The 16195-nt window shown below is 64.6% G+C and carries 17 protein-coding genes; 10 read left to right on the top strand and 7 right to left on the bottom strand.

Translation table 11 applies throughout. The annotated features are described in order from the left end of the window. Positions 1-76: 76 nt before the first annotated feature. Positions 77-973 carry a LysR family transcriptional regulator gene (locus QFZ88_RS24390; RefSeq protein ID WP_307419330.1) on the bottom strand — a complete coding sequence of 299 codons (897 nt, stop codon included), beginning with the start codon at positions 971-973 and terminating at the stop codon, positions 77-79. A gap of 139 nt (positions 974-1112) precedes the next feature. On the opposite strand from QFZ88_RS24390, the gene QFZ88_RS24385 reads away from it, so the two are divergent. Next, the gene (locus tag QFZ88_RS24385; RefSeq protein WP_024926571.1) at positions 1113-1682 is read left to right on the top strand and encodes a class I SAM-dependent methyltransferase; all 570 of its coding nucleotides are present in this window, start codon (positions 1113-1115) and stop codon (positions 1680-1682) included. A gap of 237 nt (positions 1683-1919) precedes the next feature. Continuing rightward, positions 1920-2852: an SDR family NAD(P)-dependent oxidoreductase gene (locus QFZ88_RS24380; protein WP_024926572.1), complete on the top strand. Its 933-nt coding sequence runs from the start codon at positions 1920-1922 to the stop codon at positions 2850-2852. A 63-nt stretch (positions 2853-2915) separates the two neighbouring features. Here QFZ88_RS24380 and QFZ88_RS24375 read toward each other — a convergent pair whose 3' ends face one another. Beyond that, complete coding sequence (locus QFZ88_RS24375; RefSeq protein ID WP_024926573.1) at positions 2916-3512, bottom strand: cold-shock protein; 597 nt, start codon at positions 3510-3512, stop codon at positions 2916-2918. A 219-nt stretch (positions 3513-3731) separates the two neighbouring features. Here QFZ88_RS24375 and gloA point away from each other — a divergent pair, with 219 nt between their 5' ends. Continuing rightward, complete coding sequence (gloA, locus tag QFZ88_RS24370; protein ID WP_024926574.1) at positions 3732-4172, top strand: lactoylglutathione lyase; 441 nt, start codon at positions 3732-3734, stop codon at positions 4170-4172. 100 nt (positions 4173-4272) lie between these two features. After that, positions 4273-4563 carry a DUF2218 domain-containing protein gene (locus tag QFZ88_RS24365; protein ID WP_024926575.1) on the top strand — a complete coding sequence of 97 codons (291 nt, stop codon included), beginning with the start codon at positions 4273-4275 and terminating at the stop codon, positions 4561-4563. Positions 4564-4575: 12 nt separating this feature from the next. On the opposite strand, the gene QFZ88_RS24360 is transcribed toward QFZ88_RS24365, so the two are convergent. Both QFZ88_RS24360 and ilvA read right to left on the bottom strand, forming a co-directional pair. Then, a complete protein-coding gene (locus QFZ88_RS24360) occupies positions 4576-5127 on the bottom strand; it encodes a DUF1697 domain-containing protein (RefSeq protein ID WP_024926576.1) in 552 nt (183 codons plus the stop codon). After that, positions 5124-6380, bottom strand: a complete 1257-nt coding sequence (ilvA, locus tag QFZ88_RS24355) for a threonine ammonia-lyase IlvA (RefSeq protein WP_024926577.1) — start codon at positions 6378-6380, stop codon at positions 5124-5126. The genes QFZ88_RS24360 and ilvA overlap by 4 nt, the downstream gene beginning before the upstream one ends. 199 nt (positions 6381-6579) lie before the next feature. Here ilvA and QFZ88_RS24350 point away from each other — a divergent pair, with 199 nt between their 5' ends. From QFZ88_RS24350 to chrA, 5 genes are all read left to right on the top strand, one after another. Continuing rightward, positions 6580-7656, top strand: a complete 1077-nt coding sequence (locus QFZ88_RS24350) for an alpha/beta hydrolase (protein WP_024926578.1) — start codon at positions 6580-6582, stop codon at positions 7654-7656. Between the two features lie 91 nt (positions 7657-7747). Beyond that, positions 7748-8911 (top strand): alpha/beta hydrolase, encoded by a 1164-nt coding sequence (locus tag QFZ88_RS24345; RefSeq protein ID WP_024926579.1) that lies wholly within the window; start codon positions 7748-7750, stop codon positions 8909-8911. A gap of 62 nt (positions 8912-8973) precedes the next feature. Further along, positions 8974-9375, top strand: a complete 402-nt coding sequence (locus QFZ88_RS24340; protein WP_024926580.1) for a VOC family protein — start codon at positions 8974-8976, stop codon at positions 9373-9375. 203 nt (positions 9376-9578) lie between these two features. Further along, on the top strand, positions 9579-10403 hold the full coding sequence (locus tag QFZ88_RS24335) for a chromate resistance protein ChrB domain-containing protein (protein ID WP_024926581.1): 825 nt from the start codon (positions 9579-9581) through the stop codon (positions 10401-10403). Beyond that, positions 10400-11812, top strand: coding sequence for a chromate efflux transporter (gene chrA / locus QFZ88_RS24330; RefSeq protein ID WP_051504839.1), 1413 nt, complete (start codon positions 10400-10402; stop codon positions 11810-11812). The genes QFZ88_RS24335 and chrA overlap by 4 nt, the downstream gene beginning before the upstream one ends. 142 nt (positions 11813-11954) lie before the next feature. Here the strand turns inward: chrA and QFZ88_RS24325 are convergent, their stop codons facing one another. After that, positions 11955-12605, bottom strand: coding sequence for a glutathione S-transferase family protein (locus QFZ88_RS24325; protein ID WP_024926583.1), 651 nt, complete (start codon positions 12603-12605; stop codon positions 11955-11957). 45 nt (positions 12606-12650) lie between these two features. On the opposite strand from QFZ88_RS24325, the gene QFZ88_RS24320 reads away from it, so the two are divergent. Continuing rightward, on the top strand, positions 12651-13535 hold the full coding sequence (locus tag QFZ88_RS24320; RefSeq protein ID WP_244431208.1) for an alpha/beta fold hydrolase: 885 nt from the start codon (positions 12651-12653) through the stop codon (positions 13533-13535). 66 nt (positions 13536-13601) lie between these two features. Here QFZ88_RS24320 and plsY read toward each other — a convergent pair whose 3' ends face one another. Next, positions 13602-14264, bottom strand: a complete 663-nt coding sequence (plsY, locus tag QFZ88_RS24315) for a glycerol-3-phosphate 1-O-acyltransferase PlsY (protein WP_024926585.1) — start codon at positions 14262-14264, stop codon at positions 13602-13604. A gap of 6 nt (positions 14265-14270) precedes the next feature. Next, complete coding sequence (gene ade / locus QFZ88_RS24310; protein ID WP_024926586.1) at positions 14271-16082, bottom strand: adenine deaminase; 1812 nt, start codon at positions 16080-16082, stop codon at positions 14271-14273. Positions 16083-16195: the final 113 nt, after the last annotated feature.

The raw sequence follows: 16195 nt of genomic DNA, 5'->3' as shown, positions 1-16195 counted from the left end.
GACCCATGCAAAGCGGCCGGAATCGTGACGACGCCTGTTGGAGCATGCCGAACAGGCAAAGCCAAGCCGGCAACCGTCATGCCATCAATCTCGCGAAACGGGCACGCACGCGCTCGCGCGCAAAGTCGACGAAGGCGCGCAGCTTGGGCAGCATCTGGGAGCGGCTGGGGTAATAAAGGAACAATCCAGGTGAATCGGGCGCGTATTTTTCGAGGACCACTTCAAGCTCCCCCTTGCGCACCAGCGGCATGACGAGCGGCTCCGGCGCATAGGCCAGTCCAAGCCCCTTGATGGCGGCGGCGATGTTCAAGTCCCCATCATTGACGATCAGCGGACCGTCGACCGAGACCTCGATGTCGCGGCCATCCTCGATGAACTCCCAGCGATAGATCGCGCGTCGCGAGGCGCGGCGCGAACGGATGCAGCGGTGAAGCTGCAGGTCGGCCGGTCGCTGCGGCCGGCCGTGGCGGGCAAAATAGTGCGGAGCGCCGACAACGACGAAGCGGAAGGAAGGCGTCAGCCGCATCGCCACCATGTCGGCCTCGACAAGCTCACCCAGCCGCACGCCCGCATCAAAACCCTCGCCGACGATATCGGTCAGCGCGTTCTCGGCGAACAGTTCGACTTCCAGCGCCGGATAGCGGCCGCAGAATTCCGACAGCAACTCGTCGGCCAGCAACGGCAATAGCGGGCGCGGCACGGTGATGCGCAGCAGGCCGGTCACTTCGGCGCCCAGCGCCTGCGCGGCCTCGAAACCCAACATCAGCCGGTCCAGCGCCGGGCGGGCGTGATCGACGAAGCGCTCTCCTGCTTCGGTGAGCCCGACACTGCGGGTGGTGCGCGTCAAAAGCGTTACGCCGATGCGGGCCTCCAGCGCGCGCACGATCTGGCTCAGCGCCGATGGCGAAAGGCTGAGTTCCTGCGCGGCGGCGCGAAAGGAACGCAATTCGGCGACGCGCAGGAACGCAACCACACCGTCCAGCTGATCGCGAGTAATTATGAAGCCTGAATGCATAGTACATGTAGTTTATGTCGTATTCTCGGACAGTTTCAAGAGACCTACCTTCGGGTTTGCCGCGCGTTGGGCGCCGGCACACTACCGGAGATCAGCCATGTCGGCCGACGCACTCGCCTTCTTTCTCGCCTGGATATCGGCTCCCTTGCGGGTGGCTTCGGTGACGCCGTCCAGCCAGGCATTGGCCGATCTGATCACCAGCGAGATCTCCGGCGCGACGGGACCGGTGCTGGAACTCGGGCCCGGCACCGGCGTCTTCACCCGCGCACTCATCAGGCGGCAGGTGGTCGAAAGCGACCTCACCCTCGTCGAGCTCGGCGGGGATTTCGCCAGATTGCTGCGGCTGCGTTTCCCAGATGCAAGGGTGCTGGAAATCGATGCCGCCGCGATCGGCCAGTCACCGCTGTTCGACGCCGCGATGGCTGGCGCCGCGATAAGCGGGTTGCCGCTCCTGTCGATGCCGCCGCCCAAGGTGACGGCGATCCTCGCCGGTTCGTTCCGGTGGCTACGACCCGAGGCGGCCTTCTACCAGTTCACCTACGGACCGCGCTGCCCGGTTGCGCCGTCCGTACTTGAGCAGCTCAACCTCAAGGCCGAGCGGGTCGGCAGGACCCTGCGCAACGTGCCGCCGGCCGCCGTCTACCGCATCACGCGCCAAGCCGGATGAGGGGTGTTGGAAGAAACGACGCGATGCGGGTCGGACACCTTGATCTCAGGGGAGGCATTGGCACGGGCGCACTCCGTCCAGCACCCCTCGTCCGACCTCGCTTACGGCGGCTGCGCCGCCGCGCTCGGCCACCTTCTCCCGCAAGGGGAGAAGGGAGATTGCACCATGATCGCCGCCGATGAACGGCCACACATGCGCTGAACGAACTTACGTCAGCGCCCGCAAAAGGAGAAAACAATGACGCAAGACACCGGCAAACCCTCGCGACGGCGCATATTGGGCACGGCGGCAGTGGGCGTGGGCGCCGGGCTGGCGCTCGGCCTGTCCGGCGGCGTGGTGCTTGGCCAATCGTCCAGCCCGCCGCCTCCGCCACGCATCGAAGGCCGGCGCTTCGAAGGCAAGGTCGTCGTCGTCACCGGCGCCACATCGGGCATCGGCCGCTCCGCCGCGATCGCCTTTGCGCGCGAGGGCGGCAAGGTCGGCTTCTGCGGCCGGCGCCAGCATCTCGGCCAACAGGTCGAAGACGAGATCAAGGCGGCCGGCGGCGATGCATTTTATGTGCCCGCCGACGTGCTGAAGGAAGAGGACGTGAGCGCCTTCATCGCCAAGGTCGTCGACCGCTACGGCCGCCTCGACGTGGCGTTCAACAATGCCGGCATCACGCTGGAAAAGACGCTGCACGAATATAGCGCCGACGAATGGGACCGGGTGGTGAACACCAATCTGCGCGGTGTGTTCCTGGCCATGAAATACCAGCTCCCGCATATGATGGCGGTGGGCGGCGGTACCATCGTCGTGACCTCGTCGTCCAACGCCATCGCCACCAGCGCGAAGCGTGCCGCCTACACAGCCAGCAAGCGCGCGCTGGTCGGGCTGGTCCAGGCCGCCGCGCTCGACTATGCCGCCCACAACATCCGGGTGAACGCGCTGCTGCCGGGCACGACCGACACCGAACTGGTGCGGCGCGTCGCCGGCATGGAGGCAATTCCCGACGCCGCCTGGAAAGTCGCGGCCGCGCAATGGGCGAAGTCGAACGTGCCCGGCCTTGGCCGCATGGCCACCGCCGACGAGATCGCGGCATTCGCGCTGGTGCTTGCCTCGAACGACCACCCCTACATGACCGGTGCCTCGCTCGTCATCGACGGCGGGAAAACGGCGCATGGCGGATAAACACATGGGCGGATAAACAAAAGGCCGCCTTCCGGCGGCCATCGCTTTGGGAATGCGGTGCGCTTAATGCGCTACCGGCAGGGTTCCCACATCGGGATGGACTTCGGCGGCCATCAGCCCCTTGTCGCCCCGGCCATAGCGCACCAGAACCACCTGGCCCGGCCGCAATTCGGTGACACCGTAGCGGCGCAACGTCTCCATATGGATGAAGATGTCCTCGGTGCCTTCGCCGCGCGTCAGGAAGCCAAATCCCTTGGTGCGGTTGAACCACTTGACCAGGGCCCGCTCCAGCCCGCTCTCGGGCGTAACCGCGACATGGGTGCGCTGTTCCTGCATCTCCGCAGGATGCACCGCCGTCGAGATATCCATCGACAGGACGCGGAACGCCTGCAGTCCGCGATCGCCCTGCTTGACCAGGCAGACCACCCGCGCGCCTTCGAGCGCGGTCTGGAAACCGTCGCGGCGCAGGCAGGTCACATGCAGGAGGATATCGCCGGAATCGCCTTCGTCGGGAAGAATGAAGCCATAACCCTTGGCAACGTCGAACCATTTGATGGCGCCGGAGACCTCCAAAAGGTCCGCCGTTTCACCGATCTCGTCGAGCCCGGCGGTGTCGCCTAGAAGCGCACCCCGCCCGATCAGAGAGGCTTTTTCCCCCATCAGAACGCCCCCTTTCTCCGAAACTGCATCAACTGATTCTTTACATGAGATTAACACTGCGGCTTCCGGGGTGTGCAAGAGCTGACGTGCCTTTTTTCACCGGCTCATTCAATCTCCACCACAAACGTTGTTTGCCGACTGCCGTCGCGTTGTTTTTCTACGTTGCGGGGTATCCTCACGACCCCTATGGTGCGCCACACCCCAAGCTTGGAGACGAATATGCGCTATCTGCACACGATGGTCCGTGTGGCCAATGTCGAACAATCCCTCGACTTCTACTGCAACAAGCTGGGTTTGAAGGAAGTGCGCCGCTACGAAAACGAGCAGGGCCGCTTCACGCTGATCTTCCTGGCGGCATCCGAAGACGAGGCAAGCGGCGTCGAGGCGCGCGCGCCATTGGTCGAGCTGACCTACAATTGGGATCCCGAAGACTACAAGGGCGGCCGCAACTTCGGCCATCTCGCCTACGAGGTCGACGACATCTACGCCACCTGCCAGCAGCTGATGGACAAGGGCGTGACCATCAATCGCCCGCCGCGCGACGGCAACATGGCCTTCATCAAGTCGCCCGACGGCATCTCGATCGAGTTGCTGCAGAAGGGGCCGGCCAAGGGCAAGGCCGAACCCTGGGCCTCGATGCCGAACACCGGTACCTGGTAACAAGATACCTGACTTCCGGCGGGTCCGACCTATTTCAGGTCAGGCCCGCCTCACCCAGCCAGCGTGACGCCAGCCAGGACAATCGAAAACGGAGAATTCCATGTCCAACAGTCATGCCGACGTCGCCACCGAACATGCCAGCCGCTATCTGCAGCAGCTCTGCAAACATTGGGCGCACAAGTTTCCGGTCTCTTTCGACCCGAACCATGGCGAGATCGAGCTGACCATCGGCCGCACCGTGATGGACGCCGGCGACACCGCGCTGCGCATCGCGCTGACCGCCGCCGATGCGGCATCGCTGGAGCGCCTGGAGAGCGTGGTCGAGGACCACATCAAGCGTTTTGCCTTCCGCGAGGAACTGGCCTTCGCCTGGCAACGCCAGGCTGCCTGATCCTTCGCCGCCTCAGCGCGGCGCCGGCGAAACCATCTCGGCCAGCGCAAGCACCGAACGCCAGTTGCGCGTGGTACCGGGCACCTTCAGCGTGCGCGGCAGGATTTCGGCGAATTTCGACCTGCCGAGCCCGTCCGGCGCGTGAAGGTAGAGCACGTCGCCCTTAACCGCGAAACGCTCCGGTCCCGTGCATTTTTCGGCGAGCCGGCCGATTTCCTCGGCCGTCGGCTCCCGCTCCAGCGCCATCGCGTGCAGTTTGGTCGGGTCCTCCGCGACTTCCGGATAAGGATTGTCCGCCACCAGCCGCTCGAACCAGGCGGCGTCGCGCACCATGATGCGCGAATAGAAGCCCCAGCGCTTCTCGAACGCCGCCTCGATCGTCCTGGTCAGCGCCACCGCATCCGCCTTGGCCGCGCGGAACACGACATTGCCGCTTTGCACGTAGCTGGCGACATTGGTGAAGCCGAGCTCCTCGAAGAAAGCGCGCAGCTCCGCCATTTTCACGATGCGGTTGCCGCCGACATTGATGCCGGAAAACAGCGCGACGAAACCAATCTCGCTCATATGATGAAGCCCGCCAGCGTCTCGTTTTCGGTGATGTCCTGATATTGCACGCCATGTGTGTCGAAATTGGCGAGCAGCAGATCGAAATTGCGGCGATCCTTGGTCTCGATGCCGATCAGCACCGAGCCGAAATTGCGCGCCGACTTCTTCAGATATTCGAAGCGGGCGATGTCGTCGTCAGGTCCCAGCATTTCGAGGAAATCGCGCAGCGCGCCCGGCCGCTGCGGAAACCGGATGATGAAGTATTTCTTCAAGCCTTCGAAGCGTAGCGCCCGCTCCTTGACGTCGGGCAGGCGCTCGAAATCGAAATTGCCGCCCGAGACGACGGCGACGACGGTCTTGCCCTTGATCTCCTTGCGCGGAAAATCCTTGAGCGCGTCGATGGCGAGCGCTCCCGCCGGTTCCAGCACGACACCCTCGACATTCAGCATCTCGATCATGGTGGCGCAGAGCCGGTTTTCGGGCACCAGCCGCACGTCATCCTGCGAAAAGCCTTTCAGGTGCCGGAACGGCTCGCGGCCGATCTCGGCCACCGCCGCGCCGTCGACGAAATTGTCGACCTTGGCGAGTTTGACGCGCTTGTCGGCGGCGAGGCTTTCCTTGAGGCTCGGCGCGCCGGCCGGTTCGCAGAAGACGAAACGCGGCACCCTGCCCCGCTCGGCGAAATAATGCGACACGCCGGCGGCCAGCCCGCCGCCGCCGACCGGCAGCAGCACGATGTCGGGCACGCGCGCGCCGGGCATCTGGTCGGCGATCTCATAAGCGACGGTGGCCTGTCCCTCGATGATATCCTTGTGGTCGAAGGGCGGCACCATATGGGCGCCGCTCTGCTCGGTGAATTCGAAGGCGGCGCGATAGCATTCGTCGAAGAAATCGCCCACCAGCCTGATCTCGACGTATTCGGCGCCGAACAGCCTTGTCTTGTCGATCTTCTGCTGCGGTGTCGTCACCGGCATGAAGACCACGCCCCTGCGGCCGAAATGGCGGCAAACGAAGGCGAAGCCCTGGGCGTGGTTGCCGGCCGACGCGCATACGAACAACTCTGCCTCGTTGCCCTCGGCCAGCGCCTTGCGGAAGAAGTTGAAGGCGCCGCGGATCTTGTAGGAGCGCACCGGCGTCAAATCCTCGCGCTTCAGGAGCACCCGCGCGCCGAATTTGCGTGACAGGTAGTCGTTCTCCTGCAGGGGCGTCTCGGGGAAGATCTGGCGTACCGCGGCGGCGGCATTGGCGACGCGGTCGGCGAAGCTGGTCATCGGACAAGCCCTTGTTGCGATTGTTGTAACCGTTCCTGACGCCATTTTGGCTTTGGTGCAACAGTTGGCTCTCGACAGATCGCCGTGGGCATGGTTTTCGCGGCCCTGGACTTACTTTGGCCGCACTTCGCTTGTCCGGAGGCTGCTTCCATCTAACCGAGAACCGGCGGGAGCCGGCATTAGCAGGGCTGGACGTATCGTGCGTTTGAGAAGGTTCCTGATCATTGCGGCGGCGCTCCTTGCCGCCGGCTGCGCCACGCAGTCGTCGCAGGAGGTGCTGGGCAGTGCGGCTGTCACGGCGTCGGTCTCCGACATCGTCGGCAATCATGCCATCTTCATCGCCACGACCCGCAAGCGCGCCGACGATCCGAACCAGGGCTTCGACGGCGATCGCTCGGCCTCGCTGAACTATGCGCGCGTCAACGTCACGGTGCCGAAGGAGCACCAGGTCGGCCAGATCGAGCGCAAGAGCCGCGGCACCTCCGACGATCCGTCGAAATATTTCATGGCCTCGCAGATGGTCGGCTACGACGCGTCGCCAAAATTCCAGACCGCGCTCAACGCCGATATCGCCGCGCGCGGCGGCCGCGTCATCGTGTTCGTGCACGGCTACAACACCTCGTTCGACGACGCTGTCTATCGCCTCGCCCAGATCGTCAACGATTCCAACTATCCCGGCACGCCGGTCCTGTTCTCGTGGGCTTCGGGCGCCTCGACCACCAGCTATGTCTATGACCGCGAGAGCGCCAGCGTCGCCCGCGACCAGCTGGAGGTGACGCTGCGCATGCTGGCGCAGACCGGCGCCCGCCGCATCGACATCGTGGCCCACTCCATGGGCACCTGGGTGACGATGGAAACGCTGCGGCAGCTGGCCATCACCGGCGACCGCAATCTCGGCGGCAAGCTGGGCGATGTCGTTTTGGCCTCGCCCGACATCGACGTGGACGTGTTCAAGAGCCAGATGCGCCGCTACGGCAAGCCGGACAAGCCGTTCATCGTGCTTTTGTCCGACGACGACCGGGCGCTGCGCCTGTCGGGAATCCTGGCCGGTTCGCGGCCGCGGCTCGGCGACTACAAGAACGCCGACGACCTGGCACAGTACGGCGTTTCGGTGGTCGATCTGTCGTCCAAGCAAGGCACCGACGCGTTCAACCACAACAAGTTCGCCGACAATCCCGAGATGGTCAGGCTGCTCGGACAGCGGTTGCGCGAGGACGACGGCTTCGCCAGCGACCGCCAGGTCACCGACCGTATCCGCCAGCTCGGCATGATGTAGACAAAGCCGGATTGCGCTGGACTGGGCTCGGTTCAGCCACTATTCGAGGATGGACGCCAGGCTCCGGCGTGAAGACATCGGGAACGGCATCATGCGCTGGAAGGCATTGTTCGTCGTCGCCATCGCGCTTGCAGCCTCCGGCTGCGCCGGCTCGAACACGCACGATCTCCTGAACAAGACCGCTGTCGAAGCGCCGGCTTCCGCCATCGCGGCCAAGCACGACATCTATGTCGCCACCACCCGCAAGCCCGCGAAGACCGAGCCCAGGCAGGTGTTCAGCAGCGACCGTTCGCTACACACGCAATATGCGCGCGTCGACGTCTCCGTGCCGAAGATCCATGAAATCGGCAAGATCGAGCGGGCCAGAGGTCGCGGGCAGAGCGACCCCGCCAAGCATTTCACCGCCCAGCGCGCGGTGCTCTATGGCAACGCCAAGGAATTCGAGCAGGCGGTCGGCGCCGACATCGCCCGCGCCGACGGGCGTGTGCTGGTGTTCGTGCATGGCTACAACAACGGTTTCGACGACGGCGTCTTCCGGCTGACGCAGATCGTGCAAGACACAAACTATCCCGGCACGCCGGTGCTGTTTTCCTGGGCCTCGGCTGGCAAGACCACCGGCTACATCTATGACAAGGAAAGCGCCAACGCCGCCCGCGACGATCTTGAGGCGACGCTGAGGATGCTGGCGAAGACCAAGGCCAAGAGCATCGACATCATCGCCCATTCCATGGGCAACTGGGTGGCGATGGAAGCGTTGCGCCAGCTGGCGATCACCGGCGACCGCGACCTTTCGGGCAAGCTGGGCTACGTCGTTCTGGCCTCTCCCGATATCGACGTCGACGTCTTCAAGAAGCAGATGCTGCGCTACGGCAAGCCGAAGCGGCCCTTCACCGTGCTGCTTTCGGCCGACGATCGCGCCCTGCAGCTTTCCACCTTCATTTCCGGCGACAAGCCGCGCGTCGGCGACTATGGCAATGCCGCCGATCTCGCCCAGTATGGCGTGGTGGTGGCCGACCTCACCAAGACCCAGAGCGGCGACAGCCTCAACCACGCCAAATTCGCCGACAACCCGCTCCTGGTGCAGTTGCTGGGCAAACAGTTGCGCACGCCGGCGGCGCTCGCCTCGGCCGAGCCCGGCGGCGACCAGCCGCTCGAAAACCTCGGCAGCGGTCTCGGCCGCGCCGTCGGCTCGGTTGCCGAGATCGTCGTGACCACGCCGTTCAAGGTGCTGACAGTGGTGACCGGTGGGCAGTGAGAGGTGGCGCGCGGTTGCAGCGCTGGCATGCCATGACGACTTGAAGCCGCGAACGGAGCCCAATGCGTTTCATCAATCCGATCCCTTTCGTCAGCGACATCGGCCGCTCCAGGGAGTTTTATCAAAAGAGACTCGGCCTGAAGATAGTGGAGGATTTTGGGAGCTTCGTCCTTTTCGAGACCGGCTTCGCGATCCACGAAGGCCCCGTGCTCGAACAGACTGTCTGGGGCAAGGTATCCCAGGCGACGGAACCCTACGGGCGGCGGAACCTGCTCCTCTATTTCGAGCATGAGGATGTCGACGCGGCTTTCGAGGCCATCACGCCGCATGTGAAGCTGATCCATCCCGTCGAGCGTCAAGCCTGGGGACAACGCGTGTTCCGCTTCTATGACCCCGACGGACATGCGGTCGAGATCGGAGAGCCGCAAAACCTCGGCGCTCCAGGCAATTCGACCGGGTCCTGAGGCCGGCCATTTCGTGAGAGCGCCCGGGGATCGTGCCCCTCGGAAAAGGCGATCCGTTGCGCACTTTCGCAGGCCACAATCAAGCCACCGCTTGACTTGTCGCGGCGGCGGGCAAATGATCGCCATTATGGGGATTGCGATCTCCCCACGAGGCTACGGCCCAAGAATCGCGTCCAGAAACCCGGTAAACGGAAGGACGCGTCATGCCATCCCCAACGACCATATCCATCGACAAGCTCGCCCGCCTGATCGGCACGCCGCATTGCCCGGCGCTGATCGATGTACGCAACGACGAGGACTTCGCTCTCGACCCGCGCCTCGTGCCCGGCTCGCTCAGGCGACCATATCAGGACGTTCAAATCTGGCATTCGGCAATCAGCCAGACTTCGGCGGTGGTGATCTGCCAAAGCGGCAAGAAGCTCAGCGAAGGCTGCGCTGCCTGGCTGCGTCAGCTCGGGCTGCCGGCCGAGTCGCTCGAAGGCGGTATCGAGGCCTGGTTCGCCGCTGGCTTGCCGGCGGTGCCCGCCAACAAGGTGCCGCCACGCGATGCGACAGGCCGCACCGTCTGGGTGACGCGGGCACGGCCGAAGATCGACCGCATCGCCTGTCCCTGGCTGATCCGGCGTTTTGTCGATCCGGCCGCTGCCTTCCTGTTCGTGGCACCGCAGGAGGTGGCGGGCGTGGCTGAACGCTTCCATGCCACGCCGTTCGACGTGGAGGGCGTGTTCTGGAGCCATCGCGGCGACACATGCAGCTTCGATACCATGGTCGAGGAATTCGGGCTCGCCAGCGATCCCTTGCTTCGGCTTGCAACCATTGTGCGCGGTGCCGATACCGCGCGTCTCGACCTTGCCCCGGAGGCGGCCGGGCTGCTTGCGGCATCGCTCGGCCTTTCGCGCATGTATTCCGACGACCTTGCCCAGCTGGAGGCCGGCATCTTGCTTTACGACGCTTTTTACCGCTGGTGCCGCGACGCGACCGACGAGACTCACAATTGGCCGAACGTCAGGCAGGGAGCCGCGCAATGACTGTGTCGGTTCCGAACAAAGCGACCACCACGCCGGACCGCCGTGCGGCGCATGGCATCAGCTTCGGCGAAGCGGTCAAGGTATGGGCCAGGATCGCCGCGCTGAGCTTTGGCGGCCCGGCCGGGCAAATCGCGGTCATGCACCGCATCCTTGTCGAGGAAAAGCGCTGGATCGGCGAGACCCGGTTCCTGCATGCCCTGAACTACTGCATGCTTTTGCCTGGCCCGGAAGCGCAGCAGCTGGCGATCTATATCGGGTGGCTGCTGCACCGGACGAAAGGCGGGCTGGTGGCGGGCATCCTCTTCGTGCTGCCGGGCCTCGTCGCCATCATGGCACTGAGCTGGATCTATGCGATCTTCGGCAATGTCGGGGTCGTGCAGGCCCTGTTCTTCGGCCTCAAGGCGGCCGTGCTGGCGATCGTGCTGGAAGCGGTCGCCCGCATCGGCAAGCGCGCGTTGCGCAACAAGGTGATGGTGGCATTGGCAGCCGCCGCCTTCGTCGCCATCTTCGTCTTCCGGGTGCCGTTTCCGTTGATCGTGCTCTCCGCCGCGCTGATCGGCTATGTCGGTGGCCGGGCCGGCTGGGCAGCGTTCGCCGCTGCCAATGGCCACGGCAAGATGGGTAAGAACCAAGTCGCCGATGCCGACACCGCGCTTGGCGATGATATTCCTGCCCATGCCCGCAATGCGACGGCCTGGTCGCTCAGGATGGCGGCCATTCTTTTGGTGCTCTGGCTGACGCCTGTCGCGGCCCTGCTTCTGTTGAAGGGGCCGGGAAACGTCTTTGCCGAGATCGCCATGTTCTTCTCGAAGATGGCCGTGGTCACCTTCGGCGGCGCCTATGCCGTGCTCGCCTATGTCGCCCAGCAAGCCGTCGGCACCTATGGCTGGCTGAAGCCCGGCGAAATGCTGGATGGGCTGGGCATGGCCGAGACCACGCCCGGTCCGCTCATCATGGTGACCCAGTTCGTCGGCTTCATGGGGGCCTTCCGCTCACCGGGTGCGATGCCGCCCTTGCTGGCCGGCACCCTGGGCGGTCTGCTCACCACCTGGGTGACATTCACGCCCTGCTTCCTGTGGATTTTCCTTGGCGCGCCCTACATCGAGACGCTGCGCTCGAACAAGGCGCTCTCGGCGGCGCTGGCGACAATCACCGCCGCGGTCGTCGGCGTGATCCTCAACCTCGCGGTCTGGTTCGCGCTGCACGTCCTGTTCGGCGAACTGCGCGAAATCCATCTGGCGGGCGCAACCCTCGACATCCCGGTCCTCACAAGTGTGAACCCGGCGGCGCTCGGCCTTTCCATCATCGCCCTGCTCGCCGTGTTCCGCTTCAAGCTTGGCATGCTTTGGGTGTTGGGCGGCTGTTCGCTGCTGGGCGTGATCCATGGTCTGGCGAGCGGCGCCATCTAGCGAGATCGAGGCTCCCGTTCACACGAGCGGGGCAGCTTTCTCGAAGGTCCCAATCGACCGACCCGACTTTTGGGGAGGCGCGCCGGATCACGGCCGGCCCCAACGGCATGTGCTGCTTGTGGTTGCTGTCCCGCAGCCTCGATCAGCCGCCCCATACGGCGGTGAAAACCGCCAACTGGGCAGCGAAGGCGCGCCTGAAGGCCGGCCGCGCCTCGGCGCGGGCGACATAGGCGGCGATATTGGGAAATTCGTCGAGTATCCCCGATGTGATCAGCCTGCGCAGCACCCCGACCATGACCAAGTCGCCGGCGCTGAACGCGCCGTCCAGCCAATCGGCATTGCCGAGATGATCGGAGAGCGCGCGCAGCCGGTGGCGGATGCGGTCCTCGACCCGAGGCAGGCGCTCGGCGTGCCAGGGTGCGTCGCGCTCGAGGAGGACAGCGGCTTCCCGCTCCAGGACCGGCGGCTCGATCGTGCTCAGCGCGGCGAACATCCAGGTGATGGCGCGCGCCCGGGCATTTGCCTCGTCGGGCAAGAGGCCGCGATGGCGCTCGGCGATATGGAACACGATCGCGCCTGACTCGAACAGAGTGAGATCACCCGCTTCATAGGTCGGAATCTGCCCGAAAGGATTCAGCGCGCGATGCGCGCCTTCCCTCATCGCGCTGAACGAAACAAGGCGAACGTCGTAGGGCTGTCCCACTTCCTCCAGCGCCCAGCGAACACGCATGTCGCGCGCCTGTCCCCTGCCGCGATCTGGAGACCGTTCAAAGGCGGTGATGGTGGGGATCATTGGATCGCTCCCGACGATTGAATGATGCTGGCGAGACCAGTGCGCATGATTGCGGCGATCCTTCCCATGGCCAGCGATCCAGTTCCTGCGCTTTGCCTCCAAAGGACGAACGACCGACGCAGTTCCCGACACCTCGGCTCATTTTTCGTGAGATTTCGCGGCGAGAGCAATCCGTCCGGGGCGTTGCCAGTCGAGCTCCGCCTCGACCTTGCTTTTGCTCCGTTCGTGATTGAGCCTAGGTGCATCCCCTATTGCCAGACAAACGATCGGTGCCAAATGACGACTTTTATCCTCATTCCGGGTGGATGGCGCGGTGGCTGGACTTTTGATCCGGTCGCGGATCTGTTGACCGCATCGGGACACAAGGTACTCGCGCTCACCCTCCCCGGCCTCGGCGATGTTCCGGCGCCGGCGGCCAATCTCTCCAGTCACATAGAGGCAGCCGTTCAAGTCGCGGAAGATTGCGATGACGAATTGATCCTGGTCGGTCATTCTTATGGCGGCATGGTCGTGAGCGGCGTTGCCGACAGGGCACGCGCCAAAATCCGGGCCCTGGTCTATGTCGATGCCTATGTTCCCGAAACCGGCGAGTCCGTCTGGTCGCTGACCAGCCCCGATTTTCGCGATATCTTCATCGCCGGATCGCAAGCCGACGGGCTGACCTGCGTGCCACCCTCCAACCGCGAGCCGCGATGCCGCCCGCATCCGATGGCGACTTTTCTCCAGGCGATCACCCTGACCGGGCATTGGCGCGACGTTCCGCGCAAGCTCTATGTCGGCGCGCATGGGTGGGAGGGCAGTCCGTTTCGCGACCTCCATGAACGCTTGAGCAATGACCCGGACTGGCAAACCTACGCCCTGAACTGCGGACACAACGTGCCGCAGCTCGAACCCGAAGCCCTCGCGGAAATACTGCTGAAACAAGCCTGAGCCTCACACGGCCGCGATGTCCGCAACTTGGCCAGTGTCGACATCGGCGCCCCGGCACGGCGTCCCTCACCCGCCGCTCCGGCCCAACCGTGGCTCCGACCCGGACAGGAGCCGCTGGATGTTGGCGCGATGGCGCAGGATCACATAGAGGCCGCCGGCGATCACCAGCAGCCGGTAAGGCAGCGGCTGCTCGAAAGCGAAGACCAGCATGATCGCCGTTATCGCGGCAAGGATCGAGCTGAGCGAGACGATGCGGGAGACGGCGAGCACGATGCCCCAGACCGCGAACGCGCCGAGCCCCACGGGCCAGGACATCGCCAGCAAAACGCCGAGCCCCGTGGCGGCGGCCTTCCCGCCGGTGAAGTTCAGCCAGATCGAGCGGCCGTGCCCGAGCAGCACCGCCAGCCCCGACAGGCAGACGGCCCAGGGCACCAGGGCCTGGAGATCGATCGCCGCCGGCGGCGCGAAGGACGGCAGCGTCGCGAGCCAGGAATAAAACCAGCGCGCGAAGACGATGGCGGCTATACCCTTCAGCACATCGACGAGAAGCACGACCAGCGCCGGTCCCTTGCCCAGCGTTCTGAGTACATTCGTCGCCCCGGTGGATCGGGAGCCATGCTCGCGGATATCGATGCCCCGCAGCAGTTTCCCCGCCAGGTACCCGGTGGGCGTGGCCCCCAGCAGGTAGGCGACCACCAATCCAACGGCACTTGCCAGCCAGAACGCCATAAAACCTCACACGAACAGGTCGACCTTCTCGAAGGTGCGTACATCGACCAGCCCGACATCCGAGATGCGCAGCTCGGGGATCACCACCAGCGCCAGCAGCGAGTGCTGCATGTAGGCGTTGTTCAGCGAGCAGCCCACCTGGCGCATCGCCTCAGTCAACTTCTCGGCCTTGGCTGCAACGATTTCGGCGCGCTCGTCCGACATCAGGCCGGCGATCGGCATTTCGACCAGCGCCAGTTCCTTGCCCTTCGAATAGAGCACGACGCCGCCACCGACCTCGGCCAGGCGGTTGGCGGCCAGCGCCATATCCTCCTTGTTGGTACCAACGACGATGATGTGATGGCTGTCATGCGCCACCGACGAGGCCATGGCGCAATCCTCGCCATAGCCGAAACCCGAGACGAAAGCGTTGGTGACGCCGCCGGTGCCGCGATGGCGCTCCACCAGCGCGATCTGGCAGACGTCATTGCGCCGGTCCATGGCGACCAGACCGTCCTCGACGGCGAGGTCCGCCTCCAGCGCGCGGGTCGGCGCCTGGTTCTCGATGACGCCGATGACGCGGGCGCGCACCTTGTTGGCGCCTTCCGGCGCCTTGATGTCGAAGTCGTGTGCGGCAAGGCGCTTGCCGAGCTTCACCGTATTCTTGGCGCTGGCCGGATAGTCGTAGGCGGGGATATCGGCCTCCAGCCTGCCGGCGGCGGCGAGGCGAACGCCACGGCCATAGACCTCGTCGATCGCCATTTCGGCGAGGTTCGAGACGATCAGGAAATCGGCCAGCCGCCCCGGCGCGATCGAACCGATCTCGCGCTCCAGCCTGAAATGCTGGGCGGTGTTGATGGTCGCCATCTGGATCGCCGTCACCGGCTTCAGGCCCTGTTGGATCGCATGGCGCACGACGCGGTCCATATGGCCGTCATTGACCAGCGTGCCGGAATGGCTGTCGTCGGTGCACAGGATGAAGTTGCGCGGGTCAATGCCTTGTTCCGTCACGGCTTTGATCTGTTCGGCGACGTCGTACCATGCCGAACCGAGACGCAGCATCGCCTTCATGCCCTGGCGTACGCGGGCGATCGCATCGTCGGCGCGGGTGCCTTCATGGTCGTCTTCCGGACCGCCGGCGACATAGCCGTGGAACGGCAGGCCGAGATCCGGCGAGGCATAGTGGCCGCCCACCGTCTTGCCGGCGCGCACGGTCGCGGCGATCTCGCCCGACATCACCGGATTGTTGGCGGCGACGCCCGGGAAGTTCATAACCTCGCCGAGCCCAATGATGTTTTCCCAGCCCATCGCCTCGACGACATCCTCGACGGTGAGCTGAGCACCGGCATTTTCCAGCCCCGGCGCCGAAGGCACGCAGGACGGCATCTGCACATGCACGTTGATCGGCATGGCCAGCGCCTCGTCATGCATCAGCCGCACGCCGGGCAGACCCAGCACATTGGCGATCTCATGCGGGTCGATGAACATGGAGGTGGTGCCGTGCGGAATGACGGCACGGCTGAACTCGGTCACCGTCACCATGCCGCTTTCGACATGCATGTGCGCGTCGCACAGGCCGGGCACCAGATAGCGCCCGCCGGCATCGACCACCTGCGTATCAGGGCCGATGGCGTGCGAGACATCGGGCCCGCAATAGGCGAAGCGCCCGCCGACCACGGCGATATCGGTGCCGGAAACAATCTCGCCGGAATGGACATTGACCCAGCGGCCGTTGCGCACGACGAGGTCGGCCGGCTTGCGGCCCATGGCGACGTCGACCAGCAGCGTCGCCATTTCGGTCCAGGGTCGCGGCTTGGAAAAGGATGAATTTTTCGGCATTGCAAGGAGATTCCCGTGTTTCTTCGCGACTGTAGCGAAAGCCGCCGCGGAAAACAGCGGCTCGGTTGTTTGAACTGAGACCGTGGCTATACTCGATAACAGAATTGTTCCGG

It is taken from the genome of Mesorhizobium sp. YL-MeA3-2017 (assembly GCF_030814575.1).
GTDB classification, from domain to species: domain Bacteria; phylum Pseudomonadota; class Alphaproteobacteria; order Rhizobiales; family Rhizobiaceae; genus Mesorhizobium; species Mesorhizobium terrae.
Note: the sequence above shows the minus strand (reverse complement) of the source record. Positions and strands in the feature narration are given on the sequence as shown.